The 13,994-nt window shown below is 75.4% G+C and carries 12 protein-coding genes; 6 read left to right on the forward strand and 6 right to left on the reverse strand.

Features of this window, described 5'->3' with window-relative positions; all coding sequences use genetic code 11:
- The first annotated feature begins 43 nt into the window (after positions 1-43).
- The 4 genes from ACIBIW_RS08160 to ACIBIW_RS08175 are packed head-to-tail and all read left to right on the forward strand — an operon-like array spanning position 44 to position 4,621.
- A complete protein-coding gene (locus tag ACIBIW_RS08160) occupies positions 44-1,003 on the forward strand; it encodes an ABC transporter permease (RefSeq protein ID WP_399333256.1) in 960 nt (319 codons plus the stop codon).
- On the forward strand, positions 1,000-1,908 hold the full coding sequence (locus ACIBIW_RS08165) for an ABC transporter permease (protein WP_399333258.1): 909 nt from the start codon (positions 1,000-1,002) through the stop codon (positions 1,906-1,908). The genes ACIBIW_RS08160 and ACIBIW_RS08165 overlap by 4 nt, the downstream gene beginning before the upstream one ends.
- Positions 1,905-3,668, forward strand: a complete 1,764-nt coding sequence (locus tag ACIBIW_RS08170; RefSeq protein WP_399333260.1) for a dipeptide ABC transporter ATP-binding protein — start codon at positions 1,905-1,907, stop codon at positions 3,666-3,668. Before ACIBIW_RS08165 ends, ACIBIW_RS08170 begins: the two co-directional genes overlap by 4 nt.
- Positions 3,665-4,621 (forward strand): ROK family protein, encoded by a 957-nt coding sequence (locus tag ACIBIW_RS08175; RefSeq protein ID WP_399333262.1) that lies wholly within the window; start codon positions 3,665-3,667, stop codon positions 4,619-4,621. The genes ACIBIW_RS08170 and ACIBIW_RS08175 overlap by 4 nt, the downstream gene beginning before the upstream one ends.
- Positions 4,622-4,654: 33 nt before the next feature.
- Here the strand turns inward: ACIBIW_RS08175 and ACIBIW_RS08180 are convergent, their stop codons facing one another.
- From ACIBIW_RS08180 to ACIBIW_RS08190, 3 genes are all read right to left on the reverse strand, one after another.
- Positions 4,655-6,052, reverse strand: coding sequence for an NADP-dependent succinic semialdehyde dehydrogenase (locus ACIBIW_RS08180; protein WP_399333264.1), 1,398 nt, complete (start codon positions 6,050-6,052; stop codon positions 4,655-4,657).
- A gap of 104 nt (positions 6,053-6,156) precedes the next feature.
- Positions 6,157-6,675, reverse strand: a complete 519-nt coding sequence (locus ACIBIW_RS08185) for an NUDIX domain-containing protein (RefSeq protein WP_399333266.1) — start codon at positions 6,673-6,675, stop codon at positions 6,157-6,159.
- Positions 6,676-6,746: 71 nt separating this feature from the next.
- Complete coding sequence (locus ACIBIW_RS08190; protein WP_399333268.1) at positions 6,747-8,294, reverse strand: ATP-dependent DNA ligase; 1,548 nt, start codon at positions 8,292-8,294, stop codon at positions 6,747-6,749.
- A gap of 111 nt (positions 8,295-8,405) precedes the next feature.
- Here ACIBIW_RS08190 and ACIBIW_RS08195 point away from each other — a divergent pair, with 111 nt between their 5' ends.
- The gene (locus tag ACIBIW_RS08195; protein ID WP_399333270.1) at positions 8,406-9,185 is read left to right on the forward strand and encodes an MgtC/SapB family protein; all 780 of its coding nucleotides are present in this window, start codon (positions 8,406-8,408) and stop codon (positions 9,183-9,185) included.
- A gap of 67 nt (positions 9,186-9,252) precedes the next feature.
- On the opposite strand, the gene ACIBIW_RS08200 is transcribed toward ACIBIW_RS08195, so the two are convergent.
- The gene (locus ACIBIW_RS08200) at positions 9,253-10,386 is read right to left on the reverse strand and encodes a hypothetical protein (RefSeq protein ID WP_399333272.1); all 1,134 of its coding nucleotides are present in this window, start codon (positions 10,384-10,386) and stop codon (positions 9,253-9,255) included.
- A gap of 146 nt (positions 10,387-10,532) precedes the next feature.
- The gene (locus ACIBIW_RS08205; protein WP_399333274.1) at positions 10,533-12,002 is read right to left on the reverse strand and encodes an MFS transporter; all 1,470 of its coding nucleotides are present in this window, start codon (positions 12,000-12,002) and stop codon (positions 10,533-10,535) included.
- Between the two features lie 125 nt (positions 12,003-12,127).
- Between ACIBIW_RS08205 and ACIBIW_RS08210 the strand changes: the two genes are divergently transcribed.
- Positions 12,128-12,709: a TetR/AcrR family transcriptional regulator gene (locus ACIBIW_RS08210; RefSeq protein ID WP_399333276.1), complete on the forward strand. Its 582-nt coding sequence runs from the start codon at positions 12,128-12,130 to the stop codon at positions 12,707-12,709.
- Between the two features lie 55 nt (positions 12,710-12,764).
- Here ACIBIW_RS08210 and ACIBIW_RS08215 read toward each other — a convergent pair whose 3' ends face one another.
- Entirely contained in the window at positions 12,765-13,739 is a 975-nt protein-coding gene (locus ACIBIW_RS08215; RefSeq protein WP_399333278.1) for an acetylxylan esterase, read from the reverse strand.
- Positions 13,740-13,994: the final 255 nt, after the last annotated feature.

Consider the following 13,994-nt stretch of genomic DNA (forward strand, 5'->3'; position numbering starts at 1 on the left):
CGCCCCCCATCCGCACAGCACAGCCCGAGCGGTCGGACGCACCATGCCAACCCTGCTCTATCTGATCCGCCGGGTCCTCGCGGCCGCCGTGGTGGTGCTCATCGTGACGGTGGTGGTCTTCTGCCTCCTGCACGCACTGCCCGGCGGCCCCGCGAGGGGCATCCTCGGCCCCGGGGCGACCCCCCAGCAGATCAGCTCCTTCAACCACGAACAGGGCCTCGACAGGCCACTGCCCGTGCAGTACGTGTACTACCTGCGCACCCTGCTCCACGGCGACCTGGGCGTCTCGTTCACCGCCAACGAGAGCGTGTCCGACCTCATCGTGCAGCGGCTGCCGAAGACCCTGGTGCTGACCGTGCTGTCCGCGGTGGTCGGCCTGCTGCTCGCCGTCCCGCTGGGGATGTGGCAGGCGGTACGGCGCAACCGCCCCGTGGACTACGCGGTCACCACGCTGAGCTTCGTCGCGTACGCCACCCCGGTGTACTTCCTCGGCCTCGTCCTGGTCCTGGTGTTCACCCAGATCCTGCCGTGGTTCCCGTCGCAGGCCCCGCAGGGCGACACCCTCGGCCAGGTCTTCGTCGACTCCAACGCCCTGGTGCTCCCGGTGATCACGGGCGCCGCGTCGATGGTGGCGGTGTTCAGCCGCTACATGCGCGCGGCGACCCTGGAGAACCTCTCCGAGGACTACGTCCGCACCGCGCGGGCCGGTGGCGCCCGGCAGCGTGCCATCCTCCGCCGGCACGTGCTGCGCAACTCGCTGACCCCGGTCGTGGCGATGCTCGGCTACTACGTACCGGTCCTCTTCGGCGGGTCCCTGGTGGTGGAGCAGCTCTTCAACTACCCGGGGATGGGCCTGCTCTTCTGGAGCGCCGCGCAGTCCTCCGACTATCCGGTGCTGCTCGGCTGCGTCCTCGTCATCTCCGTCGCCACGGTGGCCGGGACCCTGATCGCCGACATCGTCCAGCGGGTCGTCGACCCACGAGTGAAGGCAGGCGGGGCATGAGCGCCGTGCTACAACCGGGCCAGGCGCCCGCGCCCCCCGGCATGCCCGAGGCGCCGGAGGGCGCCACACCCGCCCGGCTCGGGCTGCGCAGGTTCGCGCGCAACCGGCTCGCCGTGGCGGGCCTCGCCGTGGTGCTGCTCTTCGTCCTGTTCTGCTTCGTCGGGCCGCTGCTGTACACCACGGACCAGATCCACACCTCCCTGGACCAGGTCAACCAGGCGCCCGGCGGCTCCCACTGGTTCGGCACCGACGCCGTCGGCCACGACGAGCTGGGGCGGCTCATGTACGGCGGCCGGGTGTCGCTGATCGTCGGCCTTGCCGCCGGGTTCCTCGCCACCGTGATCGGGACGCTCTGGGGCGCACTCGCCGGGTACGCGGGCGGCTGGACCGACGCCGTGATGATGCGCTTCGTGGACGCGGGCATCGCCATCCCCGCGCTGTTCATCCTGCTCGTCGTGTCCGCCATCTCGACACCGGGCACCTGGGGCCTCGTCGTCATCCTCGGCCTGGTCTCCTGGCTGGTGCCGTCCCGGCTGATCCGGGCGGAGACACTCACCCTGAAGAACCGGGACTACATCCTCACGCTGCGGGCCACCGGCGGCACCCACGGCCGGGCCATCGCCCGGCACATCCTGCCGAACTCGGTCTCGACGATCGTCGTCGCCGCCACCTTCCAGGTCGCCGACGCCATCCTGCTCGTCGCCTACGTGTCCTATCTGGGCCTGGGCGTGCAGCCGCCGTCGACGGACTGGGGCGGCATGCTCTCCGCGGGGCTCACCGCCGCGCACTCGGGCCGCTGGTGGCTGATCGTGCCGCCAGGACTCGCGATCATCCTGGTGGTGTGCGCGTTCAACGCCATCGGCGACGGGCTCAGGGACGCCTTCGACGTGAGGGGACGCGGATGAGCGGCGACGCCGGTGACGGCAACGACGGCAAGCGGGGCCAGGCGGCACCGGTCTGCCGGGTGGCGGGACTCGACGTCACCTTCACCACCGAGACGGGCGACGTGCCCGCCGTGCGCGGGGTCTCCCTCGACATCAGGCCGGGCGAGACCCTGGCCCTGGTCGGCGAGTCGGGGTCAGGCAAGTCCACGGTCGCGCTGACCGCCATGGGACTGCTGCCGCCGCACGCCCGGGTCACCGGGACCGCCGTGGTCGGCGGCACCGACGTGACCGGCGCCACCGAGGACGAACTCGCGGGCCTGCGCGGGCGCACCGCGTCCATGGTCTTCCAGGAGCCGGCCACCGCGCTCGACCCGCTGACCCGCGTCGGCCGGCAGATCGCCGAGGTGATCCGCAACCACCGGCCGGTGGGCGCCAAGGAGGCCGCCGCCGAGGCGGTCGAACTGCTGCGCCGCGTCGGCATCCCCGAGCCGGAGAAGCGGGCGTCCTCGTTCCCCTTCCAGCTCTCCGGGGGCCAGCGGCAGCGGGTCGTCATCGCGATGGCGATCGCCAACAGGCCGTCCCTGCTCATCGCCGACGAGCCCACCACGGCGCTCGACGTCACGGTGCAGGCCGACATCCTCGACCTGCTGCGCGAACTGGCCGCGGAGGCCGGGACCGGCGTGCTGCTCGTGACCCACAACATGGGCGTGGTCGCGGACTTCGCCGACCGGGTCGCCGTCATGCTGCGCGGCGAGGTCGTCGAGACCGGCGACGTGGCCGACGTGCTGGGCCAGCCCACGCACACCTACACCAAGCGGCTGCTCGCCGCCGTGCCCCGGCTCACCGTCGCGGAGCCCGAGCGGCACGGCGGCCTCGCGCCCGACGTCCTCGCCAAGGAGCGTGCCGAGGCCGAGGCGGCGGAGGAGGCCAGGTACGCCAAGGACTCGGCGCGCGACGAGGTGGTGAGCCTCGGGAAGGTCTCCGTACGGTTCGGGCGCGGCCCGCGCGCCGTCCACGCGCTCGACGGGGTCTCCCTGACCGTGCGCGCCGGGGAGACCGTCGGCCTCGTCGGCGAGTCGGGCTCGGGCAAGTCGACCGCCGCCCGGGTCGCCCTCGGCCTGGTACGCCCGGTGTCGGGCACGGCCCGGCTCTTCGGCACCGAGCTGCGCGGCACCCGCGGGCGCGCGAGGCGCGAACTGCTCTCGCGGGTCGGGGTGGTCCTCCAGGACCCCGCGGCCTCCCTCGACGCGCGGATGAGCGTGGCGGAGTGCGTCGCGGAACCGCTGCGCGTCCACCGGCGCACCATGCCGTCCGCCGAGCGGCGGGCCCGGGTGACCGAGGCGCTTGAGCGGGTCAGGCTGTCGGGGAAGCTCGCGGGCCGCGCCCCCGGGGAGCTGTCCGGCGGGCAGCGCCAGCGGGTGAGCCTGGCCAGGGCGCTGGTGCTCGGACCCCGGCTGCTGGTCGCCGACGAGCCCACGAGCGCGCTCGACGTCAGCGTGCAGGAGACCGTCCTCGACGTCATCGAGGAGTTGCAGCGCGAGCTGGGCTTCGCCTGCCTGTTCGTCTCCCACGACCTCGCCGTGGTCCAGCACTTCGCCCGCAGTGTCGTGGTGATGCGCGACGGGCGCGTGGAGGAGGAGGGCCTGGCGTCGACCACCCTGCTGCACCCGGGCACGGACTACACCAGACGGCTGATCGCCGCCGTGCCGGTCCCGGACCCCGTGGTACAGCGGCGGCGCCGCTCGGAACGCCTTGCCGCCGCCCCAGGGGCGGGCGCGTGAACGTTCCCGCCCTGCCCCCCGGACCCGTGGACGGGCTCCTCGCGGGGGTGGACATCGGCGGCACCACCACCCGGGTGGTGCTGTGCGGGCCCGGGCTCGGCGTCGAGTGCGCCGCGGAGGTCCCCACCCCCGCGGCGCACGGCGGCGCCGCCATGACACGGGCCGCGTTCACCGCGCTCGACACCCTCCTCGACGGCGAGCCGCGCCCGCTGGCCGGGATCGGGTTCGGCGCCGCGGGCGTGGTGGACCGGGTCGACGGACGCATCCTCGTGGCCAGCGACTCCTTCTCCGGGTGGGCCGGGTTCGGGGTGACCGACGCCGCCGAGGCCGCGCTCGGGGTGCCCGCGTTCCTGGACAACGACGTCAACGCGTTCCTGCGCGGCGAGGTCGCGCACGGCGCCGCCGTGGGGGAGCGGCACGTCCTCGGGATGACGCTGGGCACCGGCGTCGGCGGCGCGCTGTGGATCGACGGCGCCCTGTACGACGGGCCGCACGGCGCCGCGGGCGAGATCGGACACGTGCCGGGCTTCGGCGACCTGCACTGTTCCTGCGGCGGCCGCGGCCACCTGGAGACGCTGGCGGCCGGGCGGGCGATCACCGCCGGATACGCCCGGCGCACCGGGCGGGTGCGCAGCGCCCAGGAGATTGCGGACGCCGCCGTCCGCGGCGACCAGGACGCCGCGGCGGTCTACGAGCGTGCCGGGGCCGCCGTCGCCCGCGCCCTGCTGATCACCGCGGGCGTCCTCGACGTCACCACCGCGGTGCTCGGCGGCGGGGTCAGCGACGCCTGGACCCTGCTCGAACCGGCCATCAGGGCCGCCGTCGCCGAGGAGCCCCCGGTCAGCGGGCGGCCGCTGCGAGTGGTCCCGTCCCGGCTCGGCCGGGACGCGGTCGCCGTGGGAGCCGCCGCGCACGCCCTGACGGAGCTGGGCGCGGCGGTACGCACCCCGTAGCCCCGCACGGCGGGAGCGCGCCGGTGGCGGTGTTCAGCCGCCGGCGCCCTCCCACACCGTCGTCGCGTTGCAGAAGGCCCTGATGCCGTGCCCCGCCAGCTCCCGGCCGTAGCCGGAGCGCTTCACCCCGCCGAACGGGAGCGCCGGGTGGGACGCGGTCATGCCGTTCACGAAGACCCCGCCCGCGCGCAGGTCCCGTACGCACCGGGCCAGGTCGACCGCGTCCCTGGTCCACACGTTGGAACTCAGCCCGAACGGCGTGTCGTTCGCCAGCGACACCGCCTCGTCCAGGCTCGCCGCCCGGTAGAGCGACGCCACGGGGCCGAACGTCTCCGCGTGGTGGATACGCATGCCGGGGGAGAGGTCGGTGAGCACCGTCGGCTCGTAGTACCAGCCGTCGTCCAGGCCCGCGGGGCGCCGCCCGCCGCACAGCACCCGGGCGCCCTGCGCCACCGCGTCCTCGACCAGCTCCTCCAGGTCGGCGCGCCCCTGCTCGCTGGAGAGCGGGCCCACCTCGGTGTCCTCGTCGGCCGGGTCGCCCACCCGCAGCGCCGACATGCCCTCGGTGAACCGCTCGGTGAACTCGTCGAAGACCCGGGCGTGCACGATGAACCGCTTCGCCGCGATGCACGACTGCCCGTTGTTCTGCACCCGGGCCGTCACCGCCGTCTGCGCCGCCTTCGCCACGTCCGCGGAGGGCAGCACCAGGAACGGGTCGCTGCCGCCGAGTTCGAGCACCGTCGGCTTGACCTCGTCGCCCGCGACCGACGCCACCGAGCGCCCCGCGGGCTCGCTGCCCGTCAGCGTGGCGGCCGCCACCCGGGGGTCGCGCAGCACCCGCTCGACCTCGCCCGAGCCGATCAGCAGCGTCCCGAAGCAGCCCTCGGGGAACCCGGCACGGCGCAGCAGGTCCTCCAGGTACAGCGCGGTGCCCGGCACGTTCGAGGCGTGCTTCAGCAGCCCCACGTTCCCCGCCATCAGCGCGGGCGCGGCGAACCGCACCACCTGCCACAGCGGGAAGTTCCACGGCATCACCGCGAGCACCACCCCGAGCGGCCGGTACACCACCCGGGCGGCGAGCGCCCCCGAGTCCTTCACGTCCGCCTCGTCGGGGTGCTCGTCCGCGAGCAGCGACTCGGCGCGCTCCGCGTACCACCGCATCGCCTTCACACACTTCACGGCCTCCGCGCGTGCCTGCACGACGGGCTTGCCCATCTCGGCCGTCATCAGCCGCGCCACATCGGCGGCATCCTCCTCCAGCAGCTCGGCCGCCTTGCGCAGCAGCACCGCGCGGTCCCCGAAGGTCGTCAGGCGCCAGGTCGCGAACGTCTCGTGCGCCCTGGCGATCCGCTCCTCGATCCCGGCCGCGTCCAGCGCCTCGTACGTCCTGAGCACGGCGCCGTCGGCGGGATTCACCGTGGCGATGGGCATGGATCACGACCTCCTCGAACGGGACCTCCCCGCCCCCGGGCCGGGGGCGCGCCACGCCCGCGTACCCCTCCCGGACGGCGTCATGCCGCGCCGCACCGGCCGGTTCACCCGGCGCCGAGGTGCTCCGCGAGCCGGTCGAGGAAGACCGCCTGCGCCGACACCACCGCGGTCCGCGCCGTGGTCAGCCCGAACCACGCCACCCGGTCCAGCTCGGGGAAGGTCTGGACGCGCCCCGAGCCGCGCGGCCACTCCATGGTGAAGGTGCCGGGCACCACCGCCCCCGGGTCGAGGTCCCCCGGCACCGCCCACACCGTGACCACCTTGCCGCCCGACTGCCTGACCCGGCCGAGCGGGATGGGCGCGGCCTGCGGCGGCGGCACCCCCAGCTCCTCGGTGAACTCCCGGCGGGCCGCGTCGAGCGGCGTCTCGGGGTCCTCGTACTCGCCCTTGGGCACGGTCCACGCGCCCGCGTGCCTGCGCGCCCAGAACGGCCCGCCCATGTGGCCGAGCAGCACCTCGACCCGGCCCGGCACCCCCGCGGCGGCCGGGTCCCGTGCCGCGGGCCCGTCCGCCGCGGGTGCCCGCCGGAACAGCAGCAGCCCCGCCGAGTACTTCTGTGTCATGCCCCCAGTCTGGGCACCGCGCGGCCCGCCGTCCTCCCCGGGGGCCCCGGCTCCCCCCCGGCGCGGCGGGCTCAGGCGCGGTGCGCGAGGACCGTCTCCACGGTGTCCGCGTCCTCGGGCCGCTTGTCCTCGCGGTAGCGCAGCACCCGTGCGAAGCGCAGTGCGACGCCCGCCGGGTAGCGGGTGGAGCGCTGGAGCCCGTCGTAGGCGATCTCCACCACCAGCTCAGGGCGCACCGTCACCACATGGCCGTCGTCGCCCGTGGACAGCGCCCCCAGCCGCTCGGTCTGCCACCGCAGCATCCGGTCGGTCAGCCCCTTGAACGTCTTGCCGAGCATCGCGAACGAGCCGTCCTCGCGGCGCGCCCCGAGGTGCAGGTTCGACAGCGTGCCGGTGCGCCTGCCGTGCCCCCACTCGGCGGCCAGCACCACCAGGTCGAGGGTGTGCACCGGCTTCACCTTCAGCCAGGACGCGCCGCGGCGGCCCGCGCTGTACGGCGCGTCGAGGCCCTTGACCACCACGCCCTCGTGGCCGCGCGCCAGCGTCTCGTCGAGGAAGGCCGCGGCGGCCCGCCGCGCCGCCGGGTCCGCGGGGTCGCCGACCAGGGTGCGCCGCACCCGCAGCGGCTCGGGCACGAGACGGGCGAGCACCGCGTGCCGCTCGGCGAACGGCAGGTCGAGCAGTTCGCGCCCGTCGGCCGCGAGCGCGTCGAAGAAGACCGCAGAGAGCGGCACCTCGCGGGCCGCCGTCGCCACGTCGACCCGCGCCCCCACCCGGCCCGACACCTCCTGGAAGGGCCGGGGCCGCCCGTCGGGGCCGAGCGCGATCACTTCGCCGTCCAGGATGAGGTCGGCCCCGGGCAGCTCGTGCGCCACCGAGGTCACCTCGGGCAGCCGCGCGGTGATGTCGTCGAGGGTGCGGGTGAAGACCCGTACCTCCCCGGCCGCGCGGTGCACCTGCACCCGGATGCCGTCGAGCTTCTCCTCGACCGCGCACGGCCCGAGCCGGTCGAGCGCGTCCTCCACCCCCGGCGCGGAGCCCGCCAGCATCGGCAGCACCGGGGTGCCCACCGTCAGCCGGAACCCGTCCAGCGCGTCCCGCACCCCCGAGGGGTCGGCCGCGAGCAGCGCCTCGGCCACCGGTGCCAGCGAGCCCGCCAGCATCACCGCCTGGCGCACCTCGGCGGGCGGCGCCCCGGTCGCCCTGGCCAGGCCCTCCACCGCCACCGCCACCAGCGCGCCCTGCCGCACCTCGCCGGTGAGCAGCCCGAACAGGAAGCGCTGCTCGGGCTCGGTGGCGGCGGCCAGCAGCTCCTGCACGAGGCGGCGCCGCCTCGCCCCCGAGCCCGCGCCGCTCACCCCGGCCAGCTCGGTCAGCCGGGCGTCCGTGCCGCGCACCGTCAGCGTGGGCTCGGCCGCGGGCGGCGCGGGATCGCGCAGGGACGCCCAGCCGATGCCGATACGGCCGCCGGGCAGCCGTCCCGCGAGGTAGGGGATCACGATCGGCACCTCGCCTGGCTCCGTGTCCCGGAACAGCTCGGCGAGCAGCGCGATCTTCCGGGACCGCGCCGAGGCGGCGGCGACGTCCCCTGACACCTGGGCGAGCCGGGCGAGCAGCATGGCCCCATCGTGCACCGCCGCGCCCCGCGCCGCCCCCGGTGCGGCGCCCGCGCCCGCGCCGTACGGGGCGCCCCGTACGGCGCGGGGAACGCGGGGAGGAGTATGGGGGGCATGTCCGTCCCCGCCATGTCCGCCCCCTTCCTGTCCGCCGCGCCCACGCTGCCCGTTGCGGGCCCGCTGTTCGACCCGGGCTCGGGCCAGGGTCTTCGCCAGTTCGCGGAACTCGGTATCGCCCTGCTGCTCTCCTCGCTGATCGGGCTCGAACGCGAGGCCCGCCAGAAGAGCGCGGGGCTGCGCACGCACACCCTCGTCGGCGTCGGCAGCGCCCTCTTCATGGAGGTGTCCGTCCACGGCTTCGCCTCCGTGCTCGGGCTCGACAGCGTCGCGTTCGACCCGTCACGGGTGGCCGCGCAGATCGTGTCGGGCATCGGGTTCATCGGCGGCGGGCTGATCTTCGTCAGGCGCGACGCCGTACGGGGCCTGACCACCGCCGCGACGATCTGGCTGACCTGTGCCATCGGCATGGCCTGCGGCGGCGGTCTCGCGCTGCTCGCCATCGGGGCGACCCTGGTGCACTTCCTGATCGTGCGCGGCTTCCCGCTGATGTTCGCCCGGCTGCCCCGGCACGCGGCCACGGACACCGTGCAACTGCGGCTCAGCTATCTGCCGAGCCGGGGCCTGCTCGGCCGCGCCCTCGAACTGTGCACCGGGCGCGGCTTCCGGGTCGTGGACGTCCAGGTCGAGAGCCGCCCGGACGACCCGCGGCGCCCGGTCGACGTGGTGCTGCGCCTCGAAGGCAGCGCGCCGGGCTACGAGCTGGTGGCCGAGCTGACCGACTGGGAGGGCGTGGGCTCGGTGAGCCTCGGGCGCGAGGAGGACAGCACGGAGTGAGCCGCGGGCCCGCCGCCCGGCGCGCCCCTCCCAGCGAGGGGCGCGCCGTCGACCGGTGGGGGCCGCCTCACCACTCCCCGTCGCCCACCGGCTTGCCCGGGCCCAGCGGCTCGACCTGTCCCGCGCCCGGCTCGGCCCAGGGCTCGTGGTCGGCGCCGAGCCAGTCGCCCACCGGCTGCACCCCGCTCAGCGGCTCCGCGCCCGGCAGATCGGCTGCGTCCTCGTCGAAGTACGAGAACCAGGGCAGCCCGGCCGCGGTGTACGCGGCGCGGTCCACCGGCGAGGGCGGCGGTGCCTCGCCGGTGATACGGCGCCAGTCGGGCGGCGTCACCAGGTGCACGAACACCCGGCCCGCGGGCGTGGCGGCGTAGTCCGACAGCGGGCGGTCGTCCCGGTAAACCTCCTGGCGCATGCTCCCGCCCGCGCCGACCCCCATCGCGGCCGCCCTGCGCGGCATCGCGCCCCCGGGCGCGGCGGCGGCCGTGGGCGCGCCGCCCGGCGGAGAGCCCGGCGGCGCGAAGCCGCCGGGTGGCGCGGGCGGGGCGGCGAGGCCGTACCCTGCCTGCTCCGGGACGGCCCGCCGCGCCTGCGCGAGCCGCCGCCGTTCCTCGTCCCACGCCCGGCGCGCCGCGTCGGTGAGCGCGAAGGACTGGAGCTGTACGCCGCCCCAGGTCTCCTCGCCCGTCACCTGGCCCTCCACCGTCGCCCCGAGGCCGAGCGGCACCGCGACGAACTGGCGCACCGTGCCCGAGCCCGAGTTGATCCCGTCGAGCCAGGGCTGCCTGGGCAGGGGGACGTAGTTCTGCCGGGCGTTCTGCCGGGCGTTCTGCCGGGCGCCGCGCAGCTCGGCGCTCCACGGCCGCCCCGACACCGCGCAGACCTTGCCGACCCCGACCTGGAGCGCGCAGGGCACCGACGTGCCGCGGAAGTTGAGCCACATCGCCTCCCGCAGGTACACCGGCAGCATCACGCCGCCCCGCGCCAGCCACTCGGGCGGCGCGGTGTCCGGGTAGTCCTCGACCCGGCGCAGCGGGAAGTCACCGAGTCCTGGCGGCAGTTGGTGGGTGCCCGACTCGGGCAGCCGCAGGGTCCTGACGAAGGAGACCCGGGCGCCGCCGGGGAGGTGCAGGGTGTTCGACTCGATCCGCACGCTGTCGTTCAATCGGCCCACTTCCTCTGCTGGGGCCGCGCGGCGTGCCATGCCGCGCGGCGCACGGACAACCGCCGTCCTCGGGAGCGCACCGGCTCCCAAGGACTCTCACGGCATTCTGCCCGCGGCGGTTCCCCGGCGCCCGCGATTTCCGGCACTGACCCGACAAGAACCGACAAGGCCCGACGAACCGGCCCCTACGGGCGGGGCCCGCGTGCGGCTCCCAGCGCGCCCGCCGCCGCGACCGCGGCCGCCCCCGCGAACGCCACCGTGTACGCGGCCGGCGACGCGAGGCCCGTGTCCGCGGCCGTCACCCCGACGACGAGGGAGATACCCACCTGGCTGCCGACCGCCCCGCCGACCGTGCGTGCCACGGTGTTGACGCCGTTCGCTGCGCCGCCGTGCGCCGCCGGGGCCGCCGAGGCCACCAGGCGCGGCAGCGCCGCCATCGCGAACCCGTACCCCGTGCCGCACACGGCGTAGCCCACCACCACCTCCCAGACGGCGGTGTGCGCCACGGCAAGGAGCACCCCGCCCGCCGCGGCCACCGCGAGCCCCCCGGCCAGCGGGAACCGGGCGCCGCGCCGCCTTTCGAGCCGGGGCGCCGCCCCACTCGCGGCCAGCGAGAGCAGCGTGCCGGGCAGCAGGATCAGCGCGGCGCCGGTCACCGTGGTCCCGAAGCCCCTGGCCACCGCGTGCCCGGAGACCGCCGGGCGGTCGGGGAGCTGGGAGAGCCGGGGCAGCAGGACGTAGAAGACGAACTGGTTGAGGCCGAGCAGGAAGGCGCCCGTGTGCGCCGCGGCCAGCCGGCGCCCGGTGAGCAGCCCGAGGTCCACGAGCGGGTCTGCGACACGCCGTTCCACCAGGACGAACGCCGCGAACAGCAGCGGCGCCGCGCCGAACAGCGCCAGTACCGCGGGCGAGCCCCAGCCCCACGCGGGCCCCTCGGTGACAGCGAGCAGCAGCGCCACCAGGGCGGCGGCGAGCACCAGCGCGCCCGGCGTGTCGATACGGCCCCGCCCCGCGGCCGGCACCTCCGGCACCCAGCGGGCGCAGGCCACGAGCGCGGCCAGGACGAGGACCGATCCGGCCACGAACAGCCAGCGCCAGGAGGCGTGGTCCACCACCAGGCCACCGGCCAGCAGCCCGACCCCCGCCGTGCCGCCGACCAGGCCCGAGGTCAGGGCGAGCCCGAACGCGACACGCCCGGGCGGCAGCACCTGGCGTACCACCGTGAACGCCAGCGGCAGCAGCGCGAGGGACACGCCCTGGACGGCCCTGAACCCGATCAGCCAGGCCACGTCGGGCGCGAACACCGCGCCCGCGGTGCCCAGGAGATACACCGCCAGGCTGGCGAGCAGCGCCCCCCGGGTGCCATGGCGGTCCGCGAGCCGGCCCACGAGCGGGGTGACCACCGCGCTGCTCAGCAGCGTCGAGGAGAGCACCGCCCAGGACGCGGCCGCGGCGGACGCTCCCAGCTCCCGCTGAAGCACCCCCACGGTGGGCACCAGCATCGTCTGCATCAGCCCGTACGAGAGCACCACGAGGACGAGCGCCGCCAGCGTCGCGTTCTGCCGGCGCCGTGCGCCGCCCGCCTCCCGCGGCGGCGCGCCGCGCGCCCCCGCGTCCTCCTCCGCCGTCCCCGTCACGGTCCTCTCGGTGCCCACTGCCACGCTCCCTCGCCGGGACGGATGCCTCCGTCTCCACAACCACCTGTGCGAACGGCGTTCGCATCGGCAGTTAGGGTAGCCTTACGAGAACAACGTTCGCAAGGTCGGGAGGCAGGGAGCCGATGGTGTCCGCGACGGGACGGCGGGGTCTGAACCGGGAGCTGATCGTGGCGGCGGCGCGCCGGATCGCGGATGCGGAGGGCATCGGGGAGCTGACCCTGCGCCGGGTCGCCGCGGAACTCGGCACCGGGCAGGCGTCCCTCTACCGGCACATCGCCGACCGCGCGGAGCTGCTGGGGCTGCTGGTGGAGGACCTGGCCGCGGGCTTCCCGCTGGTCGACGCCGCGGGGGAGGGGCCGCGCGCGGCTGCCGTGCGCCAGTGGGAGGCCCTTTACGCGCACCTCGCGGAGCACCGCTGGGGGGCACGGATCATCGCCGACGGCTACCACCTGGCGCGCGGCGGCCACCGGGTCGCGGGACACGCCGTGGCCCAACTCGCGCGCTGCGGGCTCGACTCGGAGGCGGCGGAGCGCGCCTATCGGGCGCTGTGGCGGCTGCTGCTCGGCCACCTCGTCAGCGACCACCCGTTCGGGCAGCACGGCCCCGGCCGCGAGGACGCCGTGGCCGACCCGGCGGCCGTCGCCGCGGGGGACTTCTCCTGGGCGCTGCGCCGCCTCCTCGACGGCGTCGCGGCGGGGCGCTGAGCGCGCCGGGCGCGGGGGCGGCCGTCGGCCGTGGCCGCCTCCGCGCCGCGCGGGCTCAGGCGCGCAGCCGCGGTGTCAGCCAGAGCAGTTGCACCGCGTCCTGGAACGGGCCGCCGCCCTCGTGCCCATTGAAGTCGTACACCTCGATCGCCTTGTCCTGGTGCGCGTACGCGTTGAACGCCGCGAACACCGTCGAGGGCGGGCAGGTCTCGTCCTCCAGGGCCGTGGAGAACAGTCCCGGCGCCGTGGCGCGGGAGGCGAAGTGCACCGCGTCGAAGTACGACAGCGTGCGCAGCACCCGCTCGGTGCGCCCCCGGTGGGTGCGCAGATAGCGGCCGATCTCCCGGTAGGGGTCCCGGTCCGTGAGGTGGATCGCGCGCGGGAAGTCGCAGAGGAACGGCACGTTGGGCGCCGCCGCCACCAGGTCGGGCACCAGTCCTGAGACGGCCAGGGTGATGCCGCCGCCCTGGCTGTTGCCGAGCACCGCGGTGCGCGAGGCGTCGGTCAGCGGGTGCGACCTGGCGGCCTCCACGGCGCGCACCGCGTCCGTGAACACCCGCCGGTAGTAGTAGCCGTCGGGGTCCTCGATGCCGCGCGTCATGTAGCCGGGGTGCGCCGGGGGGCTGCCCACCGGGTCGGGGGTGACGCCCTCGTGGTCGCCCGCGCTGCCCTGCCCGCGGGTGTCCATGACGAACTGGGCGAAGCCCGCGTTGGCCCACAGCAGATGCATGTGCGCGAGCCCGCGCCCGCCGCCGTAGCCCGCGTAGCTCACCACGAGCGGCAGCGGCTCGGTGGTCCCCGCAGGCAGGATCAGCCACGCCTTGACCGGGTGGCCGCCATAGCCGGCGTACGTCACGTCGTGGACGGTGACGCCGGTGAGCGGGGTCTCGTACGGCTCGAAGACGGCGTTCAGCGGATGGGAGCGGGCCTCGTCCAGAGTCTTTGTCCAGAAAGCATCGAAATCATCCGGCTCTTCCGACTCGCTGTGGTAATGACGGAGCTGGGTGAGCGGAAAGTCGAACAGGGCCATGCGGGACCGCCTCATTGATCGGAATCGGCTGATCGCACGGTACGTCGTCGACCCCGAAGGCGGCAGAGGGCAGACGCGGGCATATCGGTGCACGTGGCCTTCGGTAGGTTCCGGACGGCATGTCCGAAGCGGCATCATTCGTCCGAGGGAGCTGTTTCGGGCCATGCCGAACCCGCGCCCACCATGCCGGTACGGGCCCCGTGCGCGGACCGGTGCCGGGGCGGTGCCCTTCGGTGGCCCGCGGGGCGGGAGAAT

Source organism: Streptomyces sp. NPDC050560, assembly GCF_044457285.1.
In the GTDB taxonomy this organism is placed as follows: domain Bacteria; phylum Actinomycetota; class Actinomycetes; order Streptomycetales; family Streptomycetaceae; genus Streptomyces.

What these genes read in the sequence shown, in the direction of transcription:
- ACIBIW_RS08195 (WP_399333270.1), top strand. Translation starts at nt 8,406, where the DNA reads ATGTCCGTCCCCGCCATGTCCGCCCCCTTCCTGTCCGCCGCGCCCACG.
- ACIBIW_RS08160 (WP_399333256.1), top strand. Translation starts at nt 44, where the DNA reads ATGCCAACCCTGCTCTATCTGATCCGCCGGGTCCTCGCGGCCGCCGTG.
- ACIBIW_RS08170 (WP_399333260.1), top strand. Translation starts at nt 1,905, where the DNA reads ATGAGCGGCGACGCCGGTGACGGCAACGACGGCAAGCGGGGCCAGGCG.
- ACIBIW_RS08165 (WP_399333258.1), top strand. Translation starts at nt 1,000, where the DNA reads ATGAGCGCCGTGCTACAACCGGGCCAGGCGCCCGCGCCCCCCGGCATG.
- ACIBIW_RS08185 (WP_399333266.1), bottom strand. Translation starts at nt 6,675, where the DNA reads ATGACACAGAAGTACTCGGCGGGGCTGCTGCTGTTCCGGCGGGCACCC.
- ACIBIW_RS08210 (WP_399333276.1), top strand. Translation starts at nt 12,128, where the DNA reads ATGGTGTCCGCGACGGGACGGCGGGGTCTGAACCGGGAGCTGATCGTG.
- ACIBIW_RS08215 (WP_399333278.1), bottom strand. Translation starts at nt 13,739, where the DNA reads ATGGCCCTGTTCGACTTTCCGCTCACCCAGCTCCGTCATTACCACAGC.
- ACIBIW_RS08190 (WP_399333268.1), bottom strand. Translation starts at nt 8,294, where the DNA reads ATGCTGCTCGCCCGGCTCGCCCAGGTGTCAGGGGACGTCGCCGCCGCC.
- ACIBIW_RS08180 (WP_399333264.1), bottom strand. Translation starts at nt 6,052, where the DNA reads ATGCCCATCGCCACGGTGAATCCCGCCGACGGCGCCGTGCTCAGGACG.
- ACIBIW_RS08200 (WP_399333272.1), bottom strand. Translation starts at nt 10,386, where the DNA reads ATGGCACGCCGCGCGGCCCCAGCAGAGGAAGTGGGCCGATTGAACGAC.